This window comes from Blastomonas sp. UPD001 (assembly GCF_003426715.1).
In the GTDB taxonomy this organism is placed as follows: Bacteria; Pseudomonadota; Alphaproteobacteria; order Sphingomonadales; family Sphingomonadaceae; genus Blastomonas.
The window spans coordinates 2,228,552-2,243,577 of record NZ_QKVT01000001.1; the positions used below are offsets into that span (position 1 = coordinate 2,228,552).

Below are 15,026 nucleotides of genomic sequence, written 5' to 3' on the forward strand. Positions count from 1 at the left end.
TCGGTCCGAGCAGCGCCGGTGCAAGGATCGCCGCCGTTCCCGTGCCCATCAGCATCAGCCCCAGGGCCAGGCCGCGCGCCGCATCGAAACGCAGCGACACGATCCGCGCCCAGATGGCGGGCGTGGTCCCTGCCCCGGCGAGCGATACCATCAGCCACAGCGCATCCCATGCCACGACCGAGGAACCGACCCGCGACAGCGCGAGCAGCGCGAGAGGGGTGGCGACGAAGCTGGCGAGCGCGATCGGCCTCGCCCCCCAGCGATCGGCCAGCCAGCCGACCAGCGGTGCGGAAAGGAAGATGCCGATCTGCTGGAAGGTCGCCGCCCCGGAGACCGAGGCGCGGCTCCAGCCATATTCGGCCTGAAGCGGCTGGACGAAAAGTCCCAGCGAATAGAAGCCGATGCCCATCGTTCCGACGCCGATGGCGAGCGCGGCGGCGAGCACGATCGGCCAGCCGTCCGCCAGTTCCCTTCGCGCCTGTTTGCTCAACTGCATGCGGGCGCGTTCACCGCAAAGGGCCGCAGGATTGGCCGGTACCGTGCGTCGTCGATTCAGCCCACCCCGGGCATGCGCGCGCGCAAAAATCGGAATCCTCCATCCGGGCCATTCCTTTGGGTTGGCGAAAAAGCTAGGCTGGAATGTGGCGGGACACCAAAAAATGTTCGCGGCGGGGCATGATGCTATCCGCCTTGCGGACAGCCATCCGCGCCAGGCCTTGCCGAAGCCGGGACAGAGGCATCATTCCGGTCCAGCCCCAGCGCGAAGCGGAGTCGCAGACATGCTCAATACCTTTCAGCAAGCCGATCACCCCGCCCTGCCCAAAGCCAGTGCCGACGAAGCTGCGAGACAGGAATTTGCCAAGAGCTTCAAGGGCTTCATCCAGTCGACCCTGCTTCCGGGCCTCACCCCGGTCTATCAGACCCGCGTCGCCCGCAAGTTCGAAAAAAAGCATGGCCGGTCGCCGCAGGACCGCCGCGACATCCGCGAAGGCATGGTCGAGGACATCTATTTCCAGCATTACGCCGCTGCCAATCGCATTGCCCAGGAATTGCTGTGGGAGTCGGTCAACGGCTCGGTCGATCGCCAGCTGCCCGAACTGATCGAGACAGCAAGGCAGCTCTCCGCTGCCACGGCCGCCAGGCTGGAAATACCCGAAGGGTTCGAACCGCCGCGCTATGTCACCGCGCTGGATATCCACTGCATGCCGGGCGGCTATTGCAGCGAGGTGTGCGAGGACGATATCTCGGTCGGCGCGCTCTACGATCGCGGGGTCTATCTCTATTCGATGGGCTATACCGGCCCGAATAACGACGACATGGGCCGCTCGGTGGTCAATTACATCAAGCGCAAGATGCCCGACTTCGCGCCGCGCCGCATTCTCGACATGGGCTGCACCGTCGGCCATTCGACCCTGCCCTACAAGGAGCTGTTCCCCGATGCCGAGGTCTGGGGCATCGATGTCGGCGGCCCTTGCGTGCGCTATGCGCATGCCCGCGCGGCAGGCATGGGGTTCGAAGTCAATTTCGCGCAGATGAATGCCGAGCAGACCACCTTCCCGGACGGTTATTTCGATCTGGTCGTCAGCCATATCCTGCTGCACGAGACCTCGGGCAAGGCGATGCCGCGGATCTTTGCCGAGGCGCACCGCGTGCTGGCGCCCGGCGGGTGGATGATCCATGCCGATCTGCCTCCGTTCGACCTGATGGACCCGTTCACCCAGTTCATCCTCGACAACGAGACCTGGTACAATAACGAGCCCTTCTGGGGGGCGATGCGCGACATGGACCAGATCGCGCTGGCCGAAAGGGCGGGTTTCGAGCGGTCGAACGTCCGGTTCGATACCGCGCCGATGGCCGTGATGGAATTCGCCGCCGCTGCCGAGGGCTATAGCCAGGAAGCCAGCGAGGCCGTGGCCGAGCGCGAATTCACCGCGGGCGAGTTCGCGCCCGGGGGCGGCTGGGAAGTACTGATTGCGCACAAGCCGATGACGAGAAAGATGGTGGCATGACCGGAACCGGGACGATGACAGAAGAGCGCCCGCACACCATTCGCCATGCGCGCGGAAAGCGCCCGGAATTCTACGACACGCCGGGGCTCGACCATGCGATGTCGATGATCATGGTGCTGGCCAACGAACTGTCGGTGCTGCGCGATCGCCTCGACAGCGCCGAGCGCGTGGCCAAGGCATCGGGGCTGGACCTGGCCGCCGGGATCGAGACGCTGGTGCTCGATCAGGCCGCGCTGGAAGAGCGCGAGGAGCGCCGCCAGGACTTCATGCGCCGACTGTTCTATCTGCAGCTCAAGGATGCGGACGAGGCCGCGCAGGCGCAGACCGCCGAAGGCTTCAACCAGACGATCGCGGAAATCGCCAAGCGCGACTGAGGTCCGATAAAAACTATTTCCGCATCAGCCGGATCGGCAGCGCATCGGTGACCAGACGGTCCAGCCGCCTCGTCGCCGCGCGGTCGCCCCGGCCATACGCATCGACGAACAGCGCCGAAATCCGCGCCAGGTCGGCCAGCCGGTCGAGCTGTCTGGGCCCCGGCCTGTCATAGCGGCAGATCGCGCCGCCGAAATAATGGTCCACGCCTTCGAGCACCAGACCATAGCGGTGGCCCCCTGATGCTGCGACCTCATAGGGCACCAGATGGCCGCGCCAGCCCTCGCCATCGGTGGCGGTGATGCCCGGGACGATGTCGAGCGTGCCGGTCTGAATCAGCGCGGGCACGGCGAGCGTGGCATAGCCTTCGGCCGTGCACAGGACCGGAACCGGCGCGGGCGGGCTCAGCGCCAGCACCGCCCGGGCATTCGGGTCGGAGAGCGGGCCGGTCACACCATCGGGCGGGATCGCGGAGGCACCGCCGAGCGTCAGCGCCACCAGCCCGCCATAGGAATGTCCGGCGGCGATCCAGGGGCGCTGGCCGACATGCGCGGACAGCGCCCGCATGTCCTCGATCCGCGCCCGCCAGCTGGCCAGACCTGCAAAGTCGCGGGTGCGCGGATGCTCGGTCGAATCGACATGGAGCGGGGCCAGGATGCGGAAGCCCGCAGCGAGCCAGGGGCGAAACAGCGCTTCGTAATATTTCGGGGCAGAGGCTGCCCCATGGCTGAACAGCAGCAGCGCCCTGGCCTTGCCGCGCGGGGCCCATTCGCTCACCCGGATCTCGCGACCATCCGGCGCGGCGAGGGTGAAGCTTCGCTCCGCCACCTCCGGCATGGCCAGCCCCCGCGTGCCCGTTGCAGCCATGCACGCACCGGCTCCGATCAGCAGTGAACGACGGTTGATCTGCAGCGCAGCCATCAGGAAACGGCCCGCTCACCCGATCGCGCGAACACGGCGATGGCCCGAATTGGCGCAGGAAATGTCAACATGACCGTCCCTTCCCTATGCTGGCGACGCGGTGCGCTGATGTGGCCGCTCCCGGTCTATGCCATGGTTTCACCGGTCTGCCAGCGGACTCCGCGGCGTCCCGGGCACAGGCTTGCCGACATCGTGTTGAGCCGCCGCCCGAGCTCGTGCAGCAGGCAGCACGCAAATGTCCACCTGTCGGTCATCGGTCACGGTGCTTTCAGACCGGTACGCATCTCGATTAGGCTGCGCGCATGGTCCTGCGTCTCCCTGCCCTTGCCCATCGCAGCATGGGTCTGACGCGCGCCTTCGCCATGGCCGTGGCTCTTTGTGCTGTCACGACGGCGAGCCCGGCAGGGGCGGGAGCGCAGGCAAACCACCCGGACGCGGTTTTCCCCGACGACAGCGTCATGCGCCAGCGCCATGCGCTGCCGCAATCGCGCTTTGTCACGATCGGCGGCGAGACGGTCCATTATGTCGATGAAGGCCAAGGCCCTACCATCCTGCTGCTGCACGGATCGTTTGCAAGCTTGCGCCAGTGGGACAGCATGGCCGCCGGGCTCAAGGATCGATATCGCGTCATCCGGTTCGACATGGCCCCCGCCGGCCTGTCTGGCCCGAGCCCGAAGCACGACTATTCGCTCGACCATAGCCTTGCACTGATCGACGGCCTGATGGACAGGCTGGGTGTCCGGCGCTTTGTCATCGTCGGGACGTCGAGCGCGGGCCTTCCGACAACGGCCTATGCGGCCACGCGCCCCGAACGGATCAGCGGCATGGTGCTGATCAATATCGCCGTTGCGCAGCTGCGTTTCGATCCCGCGTCGCAGCCCCAGGCGCTGAAGGATGCGGTGGCGGAGGATCGGCTGCATCCCGGTTTCCATCGACCCGAATTCTGGCGGCAGATTCTGCTCGCCAATGTTGCCGACAAGAGCCGGGTCACGCCCGCGCTCGTCCGGCAATGGACCGATCTCAACCATCGCGCACTGCGCGATCCCGATATCGTCAGGGCCATCGCCGCGCAGCTCACCCCCTTCAGCCGATCGGCGGAGGACCTGGCGAAGACCAACGTGCCGACCCTGCTGCTCTGGGGCGCGGAAGACCATGAAACGACGGTCGCAGAACACGGCCTTCCCGCCTTTGCCGCATCGGCGGCGGCGGACAAGGCGCTGGTCGTCATACCGGCATGCGGACACATGATGCCGCTCGATTGTCCCGAGCAGGCGGCGGAGCGGATGCTGCCGTTCCTGCAGCGGACAGCAGGGGAATAGGAACGGGCGATGCGCACAGCCGAACGCAGGGAAGACGAGGCTTCGGCCGACAGGACAAGTGCCGCCAGGACGGTACCGCGCCGCCTCGCCGCGATGCTGATGAGCCTCCCCTTGCTGGCAGGCGCGCAACCGGCGGCCACGCCCGACCCGGCCGCCGAGATCGCGCGGCTGGCACCTCCCGCACCCGACTATGCGCTGGGCGAGAGCTGGGCATCGGGCATCAGCTCTTCCGGCCCGGCCGATGCGGTGCCCGCGGGTGCATCGCCCGCGGCTGTCGATCCGGGAGTGGACGTGTTCTTCGTCCATCCGACGACCGACATGAACCCGCAGCTGTGGAATGCCGATCCGCGCGATGCCACCGCCAATCGCTGGGTCGACGAAAGCAGCATCGCCCGGCAGGCCAGCGCGTTCAACGGCTGCTGCCGCGTCTATGCGCCGCGCTATCGCGCCGCGACCTACAAGGCCATTCGCGACCCGGCGCATGGCAAGGCGGCCTATGCGCTGGCCTATGGCGATGTGGAGCGCGCGTTCGACTGGTTCATCGCCCATGTCAGCAAGGGCCGCCCGTTCATCATCGCCGGGCACAGCCAGGGGGCCAAGCATGTCGCCGACCTGCTGGAACGGCGGATCGAGAATGGCCCGCTGCATGCGCGCATGGTCGCTGCCTATATCATCGGCATCAACCTGGCCGAGGGCGATTTCGGGCGGAGGTTCAAGCATGCCCGGCCGTGCGACCGGCCCGCCCAGACCGGCTGCGTGGTGCAGTGGAACGCGATTTCCGCCGATGCCGATCTCGCGCCGGTCGTCGCGGCCTTCGAGAAGACCTTCACCGATGTCCATGGCGACGTGCCGGGCAAGCAGATGCTGTGCGTGAACCCGGTGACGTTCGACCGCAGCCGCAGCCAGGCATCGACCGAACAGGCCAGGGGTCTGGTGCCGGGCGATCCAGGCTCGGGACCGCTTCAGCCGCTTCGCCCGCGCGCGGCGGCGGTGCGCTGCGAGCGCGGACTGGCGCTGGTCCGGACCTTGCCCGACGTGGTGGTCAAGACGCTTCCAGGCGGCAGCCTGCATTACGCGGACATCGCGCTGTTCTATGAAGACATCCGCGCCAACACGCGGCTGCGCGTCCAGGCGTGGCAGGCAGCGCACCACCGCCGCCGCTGACCATCGAAGCCACACAACTGCCCGTCAAGCGAACCTATCCGCCCAGCGGATGGCAAATGGCACGCTATGGGTTTGTTCCGGGCAACATGGTCGTGTGCTGCAGGGCGACGGAAGGACCGGGCATGCAGCAGACCTTGAACATGGACGCCGCCGGACAGGACGGTGAGTTCCGCCGCGGCTGGCCGATCCTGCTGGCGTCGCTGCTCGGCATCGGCTTCGGACTCGCCGCCGTCCCCTTCTATACAGCAGGCGTCTTCGCCCCGCATCTTGTCCACGAATTCGGCTGGTCGATCGGCCAGATCATGGGGGCGCTCACGCTGACCACGCTGGTGGTCATGATCGCTGCGCCGGTGGCGGGGATGATGTGCGACCGCTTCGGTACCCGGAAAGTCGCATCGCTGGCGCTCGCGGGCTTTGGCCTGTCGGTGCTGTCGCTCGCGGCGCTCGGACCATCGCTGATCCAGTTCTATCTCTGCTGGGGTCTGGCGGCAGCGCTGGGCGCGGGCACGCTGCCGATCACCTATACGCGGACGGTAAACCGGTGGTTCGACCGGCACAGGGGCCTGGCGCTCGGCTTTGCGATGACGGGCACCGGACTGTTCGGCATGATCAGCAAGCCGCTGCTCGCCTGGGTGATTGCAGACCATGGCTGGCGCGGCGGCTATGCTGCTCTGGGCATGCTGACGCTGCTGGTCGCGCTGCCGGCGACGCTTCTGCTCTTCCGCGAACCAGAGGAACGATCTGCGCCAGACAGGGCGCCGGCGGCCCCGGTCACCCCGCCATCGCTGCCCGGATTCTCGCGGACCGAGGCGCTGAAGCAATGGCGCTTCTGGCTGATCGCGCTGATCCTCCTGCCCATTTCGTTCGGTCTGGCGGGCGCCGTGCCGAATCTCGAGCCGATCCTGCTCGACAAGGGTTTGGACCAGGCGACCATCCTCACGCTCACGCCGCTGGTGGGCTTCGCATCGATCTGCGGGCGACTGGTCGGCGGTTGGCTGCTCGACCGATTCTGGGCTCCCGGGGTAGCGTTCGTCCTGCTGGGCCTGCCGGCGGTGTCGTGCGTCATACTGGCGGGGAACGATGTCGATCCGGGCATGATCCGTCTTGCCATCCTGCTGCTGGGATTCGCGCTGGGAATCGAATATGACGTCGTCGCGTACCTCACCTCCCGCTATTTCGGAATGCGGGCCTATTCGGGGCTGTACGCGATCTTCTATGTCTGTTTTTCCACCGGCGCCGGGTTCGCGCCGCTGATCTTCGGGATCATCCGCGACGCGACCGGAGGATTTGCCGCTGCGCTCAACATCTCGGCGGTCCTGCTGCCGCTATGCGCTGCCTGTTTCCTGCTGCTGGGCAGATACCCGAAACTGGCTTGAACCGCTTGTCCGGACCCAGCACCATTGCCATCGACCGACCATCTAGGAGCCTGATGTGAAAGCTTATCAACTCGGCCAGCAGAACGGGCTGGAATCGCTCACGCCGACGACGCGCCCGGACCCGGTGCCCGGGCCCGGAGAGGCGGTGCTCAAGGTCCGCCTTGTCTGTCTGAACAACCGCGACCTGCAGATCCTGCAAGGCCGCTATGGCGCGAAAAAGGCCGAGGACCGGATTCCGTTTTCCGAAGGTGTGGGCGAGGTTGTGGCGCTTGGCGAAGGCGCGACCGGTATCGCCATCGGCGACCGCGCGGTGCTGGCGCATTTCGTGTCCTGGATCGATGGCGCATTCGACATGCGCTATTTCGGCCCCGATCTTGGCACCAACCTCGATGGCTGGATGGCCGAATATGTGAAGGTCCCCGCCGCCGCGCTGGTCAGGGTGCCCGATTCCATGACCGACGAGCAGGCGGCGCCGCTGGCGGCCGCCACGCTGACGGCCTGGCACTCGGTGGTCGAGACCGGCCAGGTGCGCGCGGGCGATCTGGTGCTCGCGCTGGGCACCGGCGGCGTGGCGATGGCGGCGCTGCAGGTCGCCAAGGCGAACGGCGCGTTCGTCGCCATCACCTCGTCGAGCGATGCCAAGCTGGAGGCCGCACGCAAGCTGGGCGCGGACTATACCGTCAACTATGCCACGCACCCGGACTGGGCGGCCGAACTGCAGCGCCAGACCGGCGGGCGCGGCGCCGATATCGTGGTCGAGACCGGCGGGCAGCACACCCTGCCGCAATCGATCAACGCCTGTGCGGTGAACGCCCGCATCGTCATCATAGGCGTCGGCTCGGCCGATGGCCCGCTGCCCAATTATGGCAGCATCATCGGCAAGAACATCACGCTGAAGGGCATTGCGGAGGGCAGCCGGGCGATGCTAGTGCGGATGATCCGCGCGATGGAGGCGACGGGCTTTGCCCCCGTGATCGACCGCGTGTTCGATTTCGATCAGGCGCTTGAGGCATGCCGCTATCTCGAGTCCGGCGCGCATCTGGGCAAGGTGCTGATCCGGGTCGGTTGAGCCCGGACCAGCGCGATCGTTTCGCCGGCCGGACGGGCTCCATGCCCTCCGGCGGCCTGCGCCTCAGCGCCAGAGCCAGGGCTGGGTCTGGCGCTGACGGGCCTCGAAAGCTTCGATGAAGATATTCGCGGTGAAGTCATAAGGGCCGACTCCGGTCGCCGCAGGCGTCGCGAGCTGGTTGACCTGGACCAGCCGCTCGTTGGCGGCGAGCCCGCCACCATCGGTTCCTAGGCCGGAAGCCGCGATCGGGATGCGCGAATTGAAGTAGAAGCCGCCGACGATCCACTGGAACGGCGATTCATTGTCCGATTGGATGCGGATTTCCTGGCTGAACGTGCGGACACGCTCGATATTGGTGACCGAGAGGTTGGCCCGGGTCAGCCGCGTATAGGGCGCGTTGGCAAAATTGCTGCCGCAACTGGGGTTGGTGGCATTGCCGAGCGTGCAGACACCGAACAGCGTTCCCGCCGAGGTGAGGTCGTAATCGCTGAAGCCGCGATTGCTGGCCCAGGTGAAGCCGGTCGTGCTGGTCGCCTTGACCCCGGCAATCCGTCCCTCGAGCAGCAGCGACACCTGCTGGTTTTCGGAGCGTGTATCGGGAATGCGCGCCGTCACGTCATTGACCCGCCGCGGCGGAAGCTCGCCGCAGAACAGCAACGGCAGACCGGTCGCGGCGTTGACGTTACCGCAGTTCAGGCTGCGCACCGGCAAGCCATAGACCGGCGAGATTTCCGCCTCGGAATGTGTGACGAAACCGGAGAGCAGCGCGCGGAAATGCTCGCTGGGCTCGAACTCCAGCGCGCCCGAAAAGGCGTATTTCTCGAACCCGCCGAGCTTGTCGTTGCGCGCACCGGCATTGGTGCCAAAGCCGTCATAAGTGACATAGCCGCCCGCAACACGCGCGCGCAGTGTATCGGAAATCGGCAGCGAAAGCGCACCGCGAATACGGTAATCCTCATCCACGCCCACAGTCGCCTGGAAGCTGCCGGAGAAATCGCGGCTGGGCTTGCCGGTGCTGATCGCCAGCGCGCCGGCAAAGGTCGAACGGCCGAACAGCGCGCTTTGCGGTCCCTTGGCGATTTCGATCTGGCCGACATCGAGCACGGACAGAATGTCGATCGTGTTGCGGCTGGTCTGGTAGATGCCGTCGATGAACACGCCGACATTCGCCTCGACGTTGAGATCGCCCGCCGTATTGCCCGGCGCCAGGCCGCGAATGTAAATCGTCTGGGTGTTGCCGCCGGCAATGTTGTTCATCACGATGCCGGGCGTGGAATTGCCCAGATCGGCCAGTGTCTGGATGTTGCGCTCGGCCAGATCCTCCGCCGAATAGGCATTGATGACGATCGGAACCGACTGGACATCTTCATCGCGCCTGCGCGCCGTGACCACGATTTCGGACCGGTCGCCCTCATCTTCGGCAGCCGTCGCTTCCTGTGCGCTGGCAGGCAGCGCGATCGTGATGCTGCTCAGCGCAACGCCGGAGAGGAGTACCGAACGGGCGAAGCCCAACGTGCTTAAAACCTTCATGATTTCTATCCCCCAATGGACACCTGGTCTGGTGACTTTTCCCTTCTGCTCCGGCAGGCGCCGCGTCGCGGTGCCCAAACCCGATGTCGCTGTCTGCCTCGTTGTCCGGACAGACTTGCTTCTGACGAGGGAATGAGCGCATGAACCCCTCCATTCATGCAAATCCGCGTTGGCCGACTATCCACCAGGCGGTCAATAGCCGCCGATTTCTGCTGGCCACAGACCGCATGGCGGATAGATTGTTGCGCGTCACGGGCCAACCGAGCATCGCAACAGGACAGCGCGCCGCTGTTCCGGCAACAAAGGAAGCGTCCAGCCGACGCCTTCGATCGTGCGCGCGCTGTCGGCTCGAAAGCCGCAGTCACCGCATAGTGCTCGCTACAAACAGTCGGGGCAGCGCCCTCCCCTGCCCGGTCAGCGCCTCAGTTCGACGAGTTCGTACCAGGTCTGCATATAGCCGCCGACACCGCCCTGGACGAAGATCGAGTCGTCATCGGCGGTCACCCAGACCTGATAGGGCGGGTGCGCCTCGCCGCCGATCGACACCATGCTCGCGTCCTCATCGGAGAATTCGTACTTGAAGCAGTCGAAGGTCCCGGCCGCGACGGTGACGGTCTCCTGCCCCATATAGGCCAGATTGACCTCGGACTTGGCGATCAGCGGCGGGGTGGCGCCGCGATGGTCGGGCGACGGCAGGAAGCACGGGAACTTGCGCTTGTGCGGCCCCATCGAGCGGTCCATCTTGCGGGTAATATAGGCATCGGCGACGATCGGGTGCGTGCCGAAGCCGTCGAACGGCGCATCGATCGCCATGGTCTGGGACACCCGTCCGATCGACGGGCCATAGCTTTCGCACTCGACTCGATCGGGATGGATGATGAACAGCCCCGCCCCCATGAATTGATCGCCGATCACCAGCCGCACGAAACAGTCCATCGGATGGTCGTTCTCGTCGAGGCTGTAGACGATATCACGGTGCACGGTGGGTGCGGGTTCGTCGATCTCGCAGCGCGCGCGCAGGCTGCGCTTGCCGTCGCTATGGTGCGTCCAGGTGAACTCCTCGCGCCCTCGCTCCTGCCCTTCGCGACCGGGCTTGCGCGAGGTGTAGAGAATCTTGCCGGAAATGGTGCGGTGCTGTTGCAAGAATATGCTCCCTTCGAGTCAGGTTGGACGGTCAAGCCTTGCGCTTCCGCGCGCCGCCGCTCAGCTCTGCGTGCGGAAGAAGCTGTCGAACGCGGCCTTGCGTGCAGTGCGGAAATCCGCCGCATCGACGCGCGGAAGTTCGACGAAGCGGCCGTTCGGCAGATGGGTTTCGAGCTTCTTGGTTGTCGCGATCAGCGGATCGTCGGCTGCGGCGGTCAGCAAGGTCCGACACGCGATCAGCGGCAGGCGTCGGTCCGCAGCCCATCGGAACGCCGCCAGATAGTTGAGATGATAGGTGCTGTTCGCCTTCATCACCTCGACCACCCAGGCGTGGAGATCGGCCGCATTGCCTATCCCGCTGTCGCGGCGGCTCTCGCGCGTCCGGCGGTACCAGGGGAAGAAGAGATACTGGTCGCGGCAGAACTGGAACAGTCGGATCAGATACGCCCCGTCGAGATCGGGTTCGAAAGGCCGGGCATAATGGTCCAGCACGTCCTGCAGCTCGTCACCCTCGAACAGACTGACGCCGTCCAGCACCAGCGCGGAGACGCGATGGGGCGCAAGGATCGCCAGCTCTGCGGCAATGGCAGCGCCCGTGTGCGAACCATAGACACGAACCTTGGACAGGCCGATGGCATCCAGAAACGCGAGCATCGCTGCCGCGAGCCCCGCCACGGTCGGTTCGGTCTCTGCCAGCGCCTCGCTGTCGCCATTGCCCGGCGTGTCGGGGGCGAAGACGCGGTGATCGGACGCGAAATCCTCGATGAGCCGGACCAATTGTCGCGAGCTGCCCGGAGAGGCATGCAGCAGGAGCAGCGGCTCGCCCCGATCCCCGGCATGCCGGTAATGCATCTGGCCATGCGCCAGATCGACAAAGCCGCGCCGTATTGCGATCGGTTCGGTCACAGAACATCTCCCGAAGCCTGCGCCATCGGTGCGGGACGGGCGGTCGCCGGGTCCCGATCGACGGCGACATGCAGAGCGGTTTCCATCAAGCGCCTCCGATTTCCCCGCTCCCGCAACGGACCGGACAAGGTCCGGACCCGCGTCCTAGGCCAGGCGCAAGCGCCTGCCCGCGCCGGCCTGAAGAGCATCCGACTGGCGATCATGCCCGGCAAGGTGCGCGAACTTTCCCGGAACGCTGCAATGCTCGCGCGACACAGGAGGCCGATCATGAAACCGCCAGCGGATACCCTGCCACCGATCGATGAGACGCGTGTGCCGAATGACCCCGCGGCCGAATATGATGGTCCGCCCGACCACCGGGTCATTGGTCACCACGCGGTCTTTCCGGAGACCAGCCATGACCAGATCGAACGGATCAACTTCCTCGCGCCGATGAACCGGCACCTGGCAGCGCGTGTCGTGCCCGGGATCAGGGCCGCGTTCGAAGCGCGCGTCGCGCCGGCTTTCGAGGCGCGCCATGGCAGGCCGATGGCTGACCGCCATGTGGCGCTGCCGGCGCTGCTGGACGATACCGATGATCATGGCCGCAAGGCCGCATGGCACGGGATAGGAGCGGTCGCATGAGCTTTGCCGAAGCCCTGGCAGGCGCGGGCGCGAAACCAGCCGGCAAGCGCCCCTATTTCCTCGAACCCCAGGCCGAACGCGTGCTCGCGATCACGATGGCGCTGGTGCAGGAGCTGGCGAGCGCGCCATGATCCCCGATTTCGAACATGTCATCCCGGTTTTGGTGGTGGGCGGCGGCGCTTGCGGCAGCATCGCCGCGCTCGCCGCGCGGCAGGCCGGCGCGCAGGTGCTGGTGGTCGAACAAGACGAGCGCCCGATGGGCAGCACCGGCATGTCGCAGGGGCTGATCTGCGCAGCGGGGACGCGGGCCCAGGCGACGCTGGGAATAGAAGACAGCGCCGACGGCTATTTCGCCGACATCATGGCCAAGACGCGCGGCCAGGCGGACCCCGTGCTCGCGCGCGCCATTGCCGATCATGCAGGACCGACTGTCGACTGGATGGTCGAGGCGCTCGACATGCCGTGGGAGCTCGATACCGGCTTTCGCCCCGCCTATGGCAACTCGACCTTTCGCGTGCATGGCTGGCGCGGGCATGGCGGCCAGGACATGGTCGATCTGCTGCACCGGCGCATGGACGATGCCGGGATCGACGTGCTGCTGGGAACCCGGCTGGCCGACGTCCACGCCGATACCACAGGCTGCATCCACGGTGTCACGCTGGAGCGGCGCGACCGCGGGCGCGAGCAGGTCGGGTGCCAGACGCTGATCCTCGCCTGTGGCGGGTTCGCGGCCAACCACGCGCTTGTCGCGCAGCACATTCCGGAGATGGCGCATGCGCGCAACAATGGCCATGAAGGCAGCCAGGGAACCGGCATCGCCATCGCCAGCAAGCTTGGGGCAGCGCTTGGCGACATGGGGGCGTATCAGGGATATGGCATGCTCACCCAACCCCAGGGCATCACGGTGCCGCCGGGCGTTCCCGTCGAGGGCGGCATTCTGGTCAATGTCGAGGGTCGGCGCTTCGTCAACGAGGTGGAGGATATTGCCGGCATGGTGCGGCCGGTGCTCGCCCAGCCCGGCGACCATGTCTGGGTGATCTTCGACGAACGGATCGAAGCGGCGACCGCGTACATTCCCGAAACGCAGCAGCTCAAGGCGCTGAACGCCATGCGCAAAGCGGACAGCATCGAAGAGCTCGCGGCCTTGACGGATCTGCCCGCCGACGCGCTGGCCGCGACGCTTGCAGAGGCCCATGCCGCGCAGGCGAGCGGCACGCCGGACGCCTTCGGTCGCGTCTGGGGCGGCGATCTCCCGCCGCTGTCCCCGTTCCGGGCGCTCAGGGTCGTCGGTGCCATCTATCACACGCAAGGCGGGCTGCAGATCGATGCCAGCGCCAGGGTGCTGCGACCGGATGGAACGCCGCTCCCCAATCTGTTCGCGGGCGGCGGCGCCGCGCGGTCGGTTTCGGGGCCTGCGCACTGGGGCTATCTGCCCGCCATGGGGCTTGCGACGGCGGTGACCTTCGGACGGCTCGCCGGGCAGGCGGCGGCTGCGCTGGTCTGCGCAAGCGCCGATCGCTGACATCCCTCTCCGCCAGCCGGATAAAGCTGCGCCGACGTCGAAGCAGAGCGGACCGACTGGCGTATCGCTTGGCCGAAAATCCCGGCCATCCAGCAAGGAGTCGCCGGCAACCAGCGGAAGACCCGATATGTCGGACAGCATCACCGTGCCCCCCATCGCCACGCCAACCCCTGGCCTGGCCTTGCCCGATGACCTGCACGCCCGGTTCGCGGCGATCGTCGGTGCGGACCATGTCACAACCGACGATGCCACGCTGCGTCTGTTCGGCGAGGATATCTGGGCCCGCTCCGAGCATGTCGTGCTGCTGTCGGTGGCTCCCGCTAACACGGCAGAGCTGGCCGCCGTGGTCAGCGCAGCGAACGCCGCCGGGGTGGATATCGCCCCGCGTGGCGCCGGGATGACCTATACCAGCAGCTACGTTCCGGTCACCGATCGCACGATCACGCTCGACATGCGCCGGATGGACCGTGTGCTGCGGATCAGCCCCGAGGACATGACGGTGACGGTCGAGGCGGGCTGCACCTGGCTGGCGCTGAACGAGGCGCTCAAGCCGCTCGGGCTGCGCACGCCGTTCTGGGGCCCGATGTCGGGCATCTATTCGACGATCGGCGGCGGGCTGTCGCAGCTGAACGCTATGTTCGGCGCGGGTCAGCACGGCACGTCGAGCGAGAGCGTCGTCGCGATCGCCATGGTGCTGGGCGATGGCCGCATCCTGCGCACCGGCGCGCGCGGCCCCGATGGCGACACCCCGCATTATCGCCATTACGGGCCGGACCTGGCGGGCCTGTTCATGGGCGACTCGGGCACGCTCGGCATCAAGGCAGAAATCACCTTTCGCCTGATCCGGGCCCCCGCGTTCGAGGATTCGGTCTCCTTCTCGTTCAAGACCGGCGAGGCGATGCTCGAGGCGCTGGCCGAAATGGCGCGGGCGGGGATCGCTGCGGAAAGCTGCGGCTTCGACCCCGGCCTCACGCGCGTGCGCATGAAGCGCATGTCGATGGCGAGCGACGTGAAGACGCTGGGCAAGGTCGTCGCCAAGGAAAAATCCATCGGCAAGGGCCTGCTGGCGGC

Annotated in this window: 15 protein-coding genes; 10 read left to right on the forward strand and 5 right to left on the reverse strand. The window is 66.4% G+C overall.

Annotated elements, in window-relative coordinates:
• A partial coding sequence (locus DM995_RS21840) for an MFS transporter (RefSeq protein ID WP_116969490.1) occupies nucleotides 1–496 on the reverse strand: 496 nt, incomplete at its 3' end.
• Nucleotides 497–779: 283 nt separating this feature from the next.
• Between DM995_RS21840 and DM995_RS11330 the strand changes: the two genes are divergently transcribed.
• Both DM995_RS11330 and DM995_RS11335 read left to right on the forward strand, forming a co-directional pair.
• Nucleotides 780–2,009, forward strand: a complete 1,230-nt coding sequence (locus DM995_RS11330; protein ID WP_116969491.1) for a class I SAM-dependent methyltransferase — start codon at nucleotides 780–782, stop codon at nucleotides 2,007–2,009.
• Nucleotides 2,006–2,383 (forward strand): hypothetical protein, encoded by a 378-nt coding sequence (locus DM995_RS11335; protein ID WP_023837341.1) that lies wholly within the window; start codon nucleotides 2,006–2,008, stop codon nucleotides 2,381–2,383. The genes DM995_RS11330 and DM995_RS11335 overlap by 4 nt, the downstream gene beginning before the upstream one ends.
• 13 nt (nucleotides 2,384–2,396) lie before the next feature.
• Here DM995_RS11335 and DM995_RS11340 read toward each other — a convergent pair whose 3' ends face one another.
• The gene (locus tag DM995_RS11340; protein ID WP_116969492.1) at nucleotides 2,397–3,302 is read right to left on the reverse strand and encodes an alpha/beta hydrolase family protein; all 906 of its coding nucleotides are present in this window, start codon (nucleotides 3,300–3,302) and stop codon (nucleotides 2,397–2,399) included.
• Nucleotides 3,303–3,604: 302 nt separating this feature from the next.
• Between DM995_RS11340 and DM995_RS11345 the strand changes: the two genes are divergently transcribed.
• The 4 genes from DM995_RS11345 to DM995_RS11360 all read left to right on the forward strand — a co-directional run bounded on the left by DM995_RS11345 (nucleotide 3,605) and on the right by DM995_RS11360 (nucleotide 8,230).
• On the forward strand, nucleotides 3,605–4,621 hold the full coding sequence (locus DM995_RS11345; RefSeq protein WP_232824340.1) for an alpha/beta fold hydrolase: 1,017 nt from the start codon (nucleotides 3,605–3,607) through the stop codon (nucleotides 4,619–4,621).
• A 9-nt stretch (nucleotides 4,622–4,630) separates the two neighbouring features.
• Complete coding sequence (locus DM995_RS11350) at nucleotides 4,631–5,785, forward strand: DUF3089 domain-containing protein (RefSeq protein ID WP_116969493.1); 1,155 nt, start codon at nucleotides 4,631–4,633, stop codon at nucleotides 5,783–5,785.
• 122 nt (nucleotides 5,786–5,907) lie between these two features.
• Nucleotides 5,908–7,161, forward strand: a complete 1,254-nt coding sequence (locus DM995_RS11355; protein ID WP_157973175.1) for an MFS transporter — start codon at nucleotides 5,908–5,910, stop codon at nucleotides 7,159–7,161.
• Nucleotides 7,162–7,216: 55 nt separating this feature from the next.
• On the forward strand, nucleotides 7,217–8,230 hold the full coding sequence (locus tag DM995_RS11360) for a zinc-dependent alcohol dehydrogenase family protein (protein WP_116969495.1): 1,014 nt from the start codon (nucleotides 7,217–7,219) through the stop codon (nucleotides 8,228–8,230).
• Between the two features lie 63 nt (nucleotides 8,231–8,293).
• Here the strand turns inward: DM995_RS11360 and DM995_RS11365 are convergent, their stop codons facing one another.
• From DM995_RS11365 to DM995_RS11375, 3 genes are all read right to left on the reverse strand, one after another.
• Nucleotides 8,294–9,760, reverse strand: coding sequence for a TonB-dependent receptor (locus DM995_RS11365; RefSeq protein WP_116969496.1), 1,467 nt, complete (start codon nucleotides 9,758–9,760; stop codon nucleotides 8,294–8,296).
• Between the two features lie 414 nt (nucleotides 9,761–10,174).
• Nucleotides 10,175–10,903 (reverse strand): DUF3108 domain-containing protein, encoded by a 729-nt coding sequence (locus tag DM995_RS11370; RefSeq protein WP_023837330.1) that lies wholly within the window; start codon nucleotides 10,901–10,903, stop codon nucleotides 10,175–10,177.
• Between the two features lie 60 nt (nucleotides 10,904–10,963).
• The gene (locus DM995_RS11375) at nucleotides 10,964–11,809 is read right to left on the reverse strand and encodes an alpha/beta fold hydrolase (protein ID WP_116969497.1); all 846 of its coding nucleotides are present in this window, start codon (nucleotides 11,807–11,809) and stop codon (nucleotides 10,964–10,966) included.
• A 201-nt stretch (nucleotides 11,810–12,010) separates the two neighbouring features.
• On the opposite strand from DM995_RS11375, the gene DM995_RS11385 reads away from it, so the two are divergent.
• From DM995_RS11385 to DM995_RS11395, 4 genes are all read left to right on the forward strand, one after another.
• Nucleotides 12,011–12,433, forward strand: a complete 423-nt coding sequence (locus DM995_RS11385; protein WP_198669330.1) for a hypothetical protein — start codon at nucleotides 12,011–12,013, stop codon at nucleotides 12,431–12,433.
• A complete protein-coding gene (locus DM995_RS22650; RefSeq protein ID WP_286164945.1) occupies nucleotides 12,430–12,564 on the forward strand; it encodes a hypothetical protein in 135 nt (44 codons plus the stop codon). Before DM995_RS11385 ends, DM995_RS22650 begins: the two co-directional genes overlap by 4 nt.
• Entirely contained in the window at nucleotides 12,561–13,955 is a 1,395-nt protein-coding gene (locus DM995_RS11390) for an FAD-dependent oxidoreductase (RefSeq protein ID WP_116969499.1), read from the forward strand. Before DM995_RS22650 ends, DM995_RS11390 begins: the two co-directional genes overlap by 4 nt.
• A gap of 127 nt (nucleotides 13,956–14,082) precedes the next feature.
• Nucleotides 14,083–15,026 (forward strand): FAD-binding oxidoreductase (locus DM995_RS11395; protein WP_157973288.1); only part of this gene is annotated, 944 nt, incomplete at its 3' end.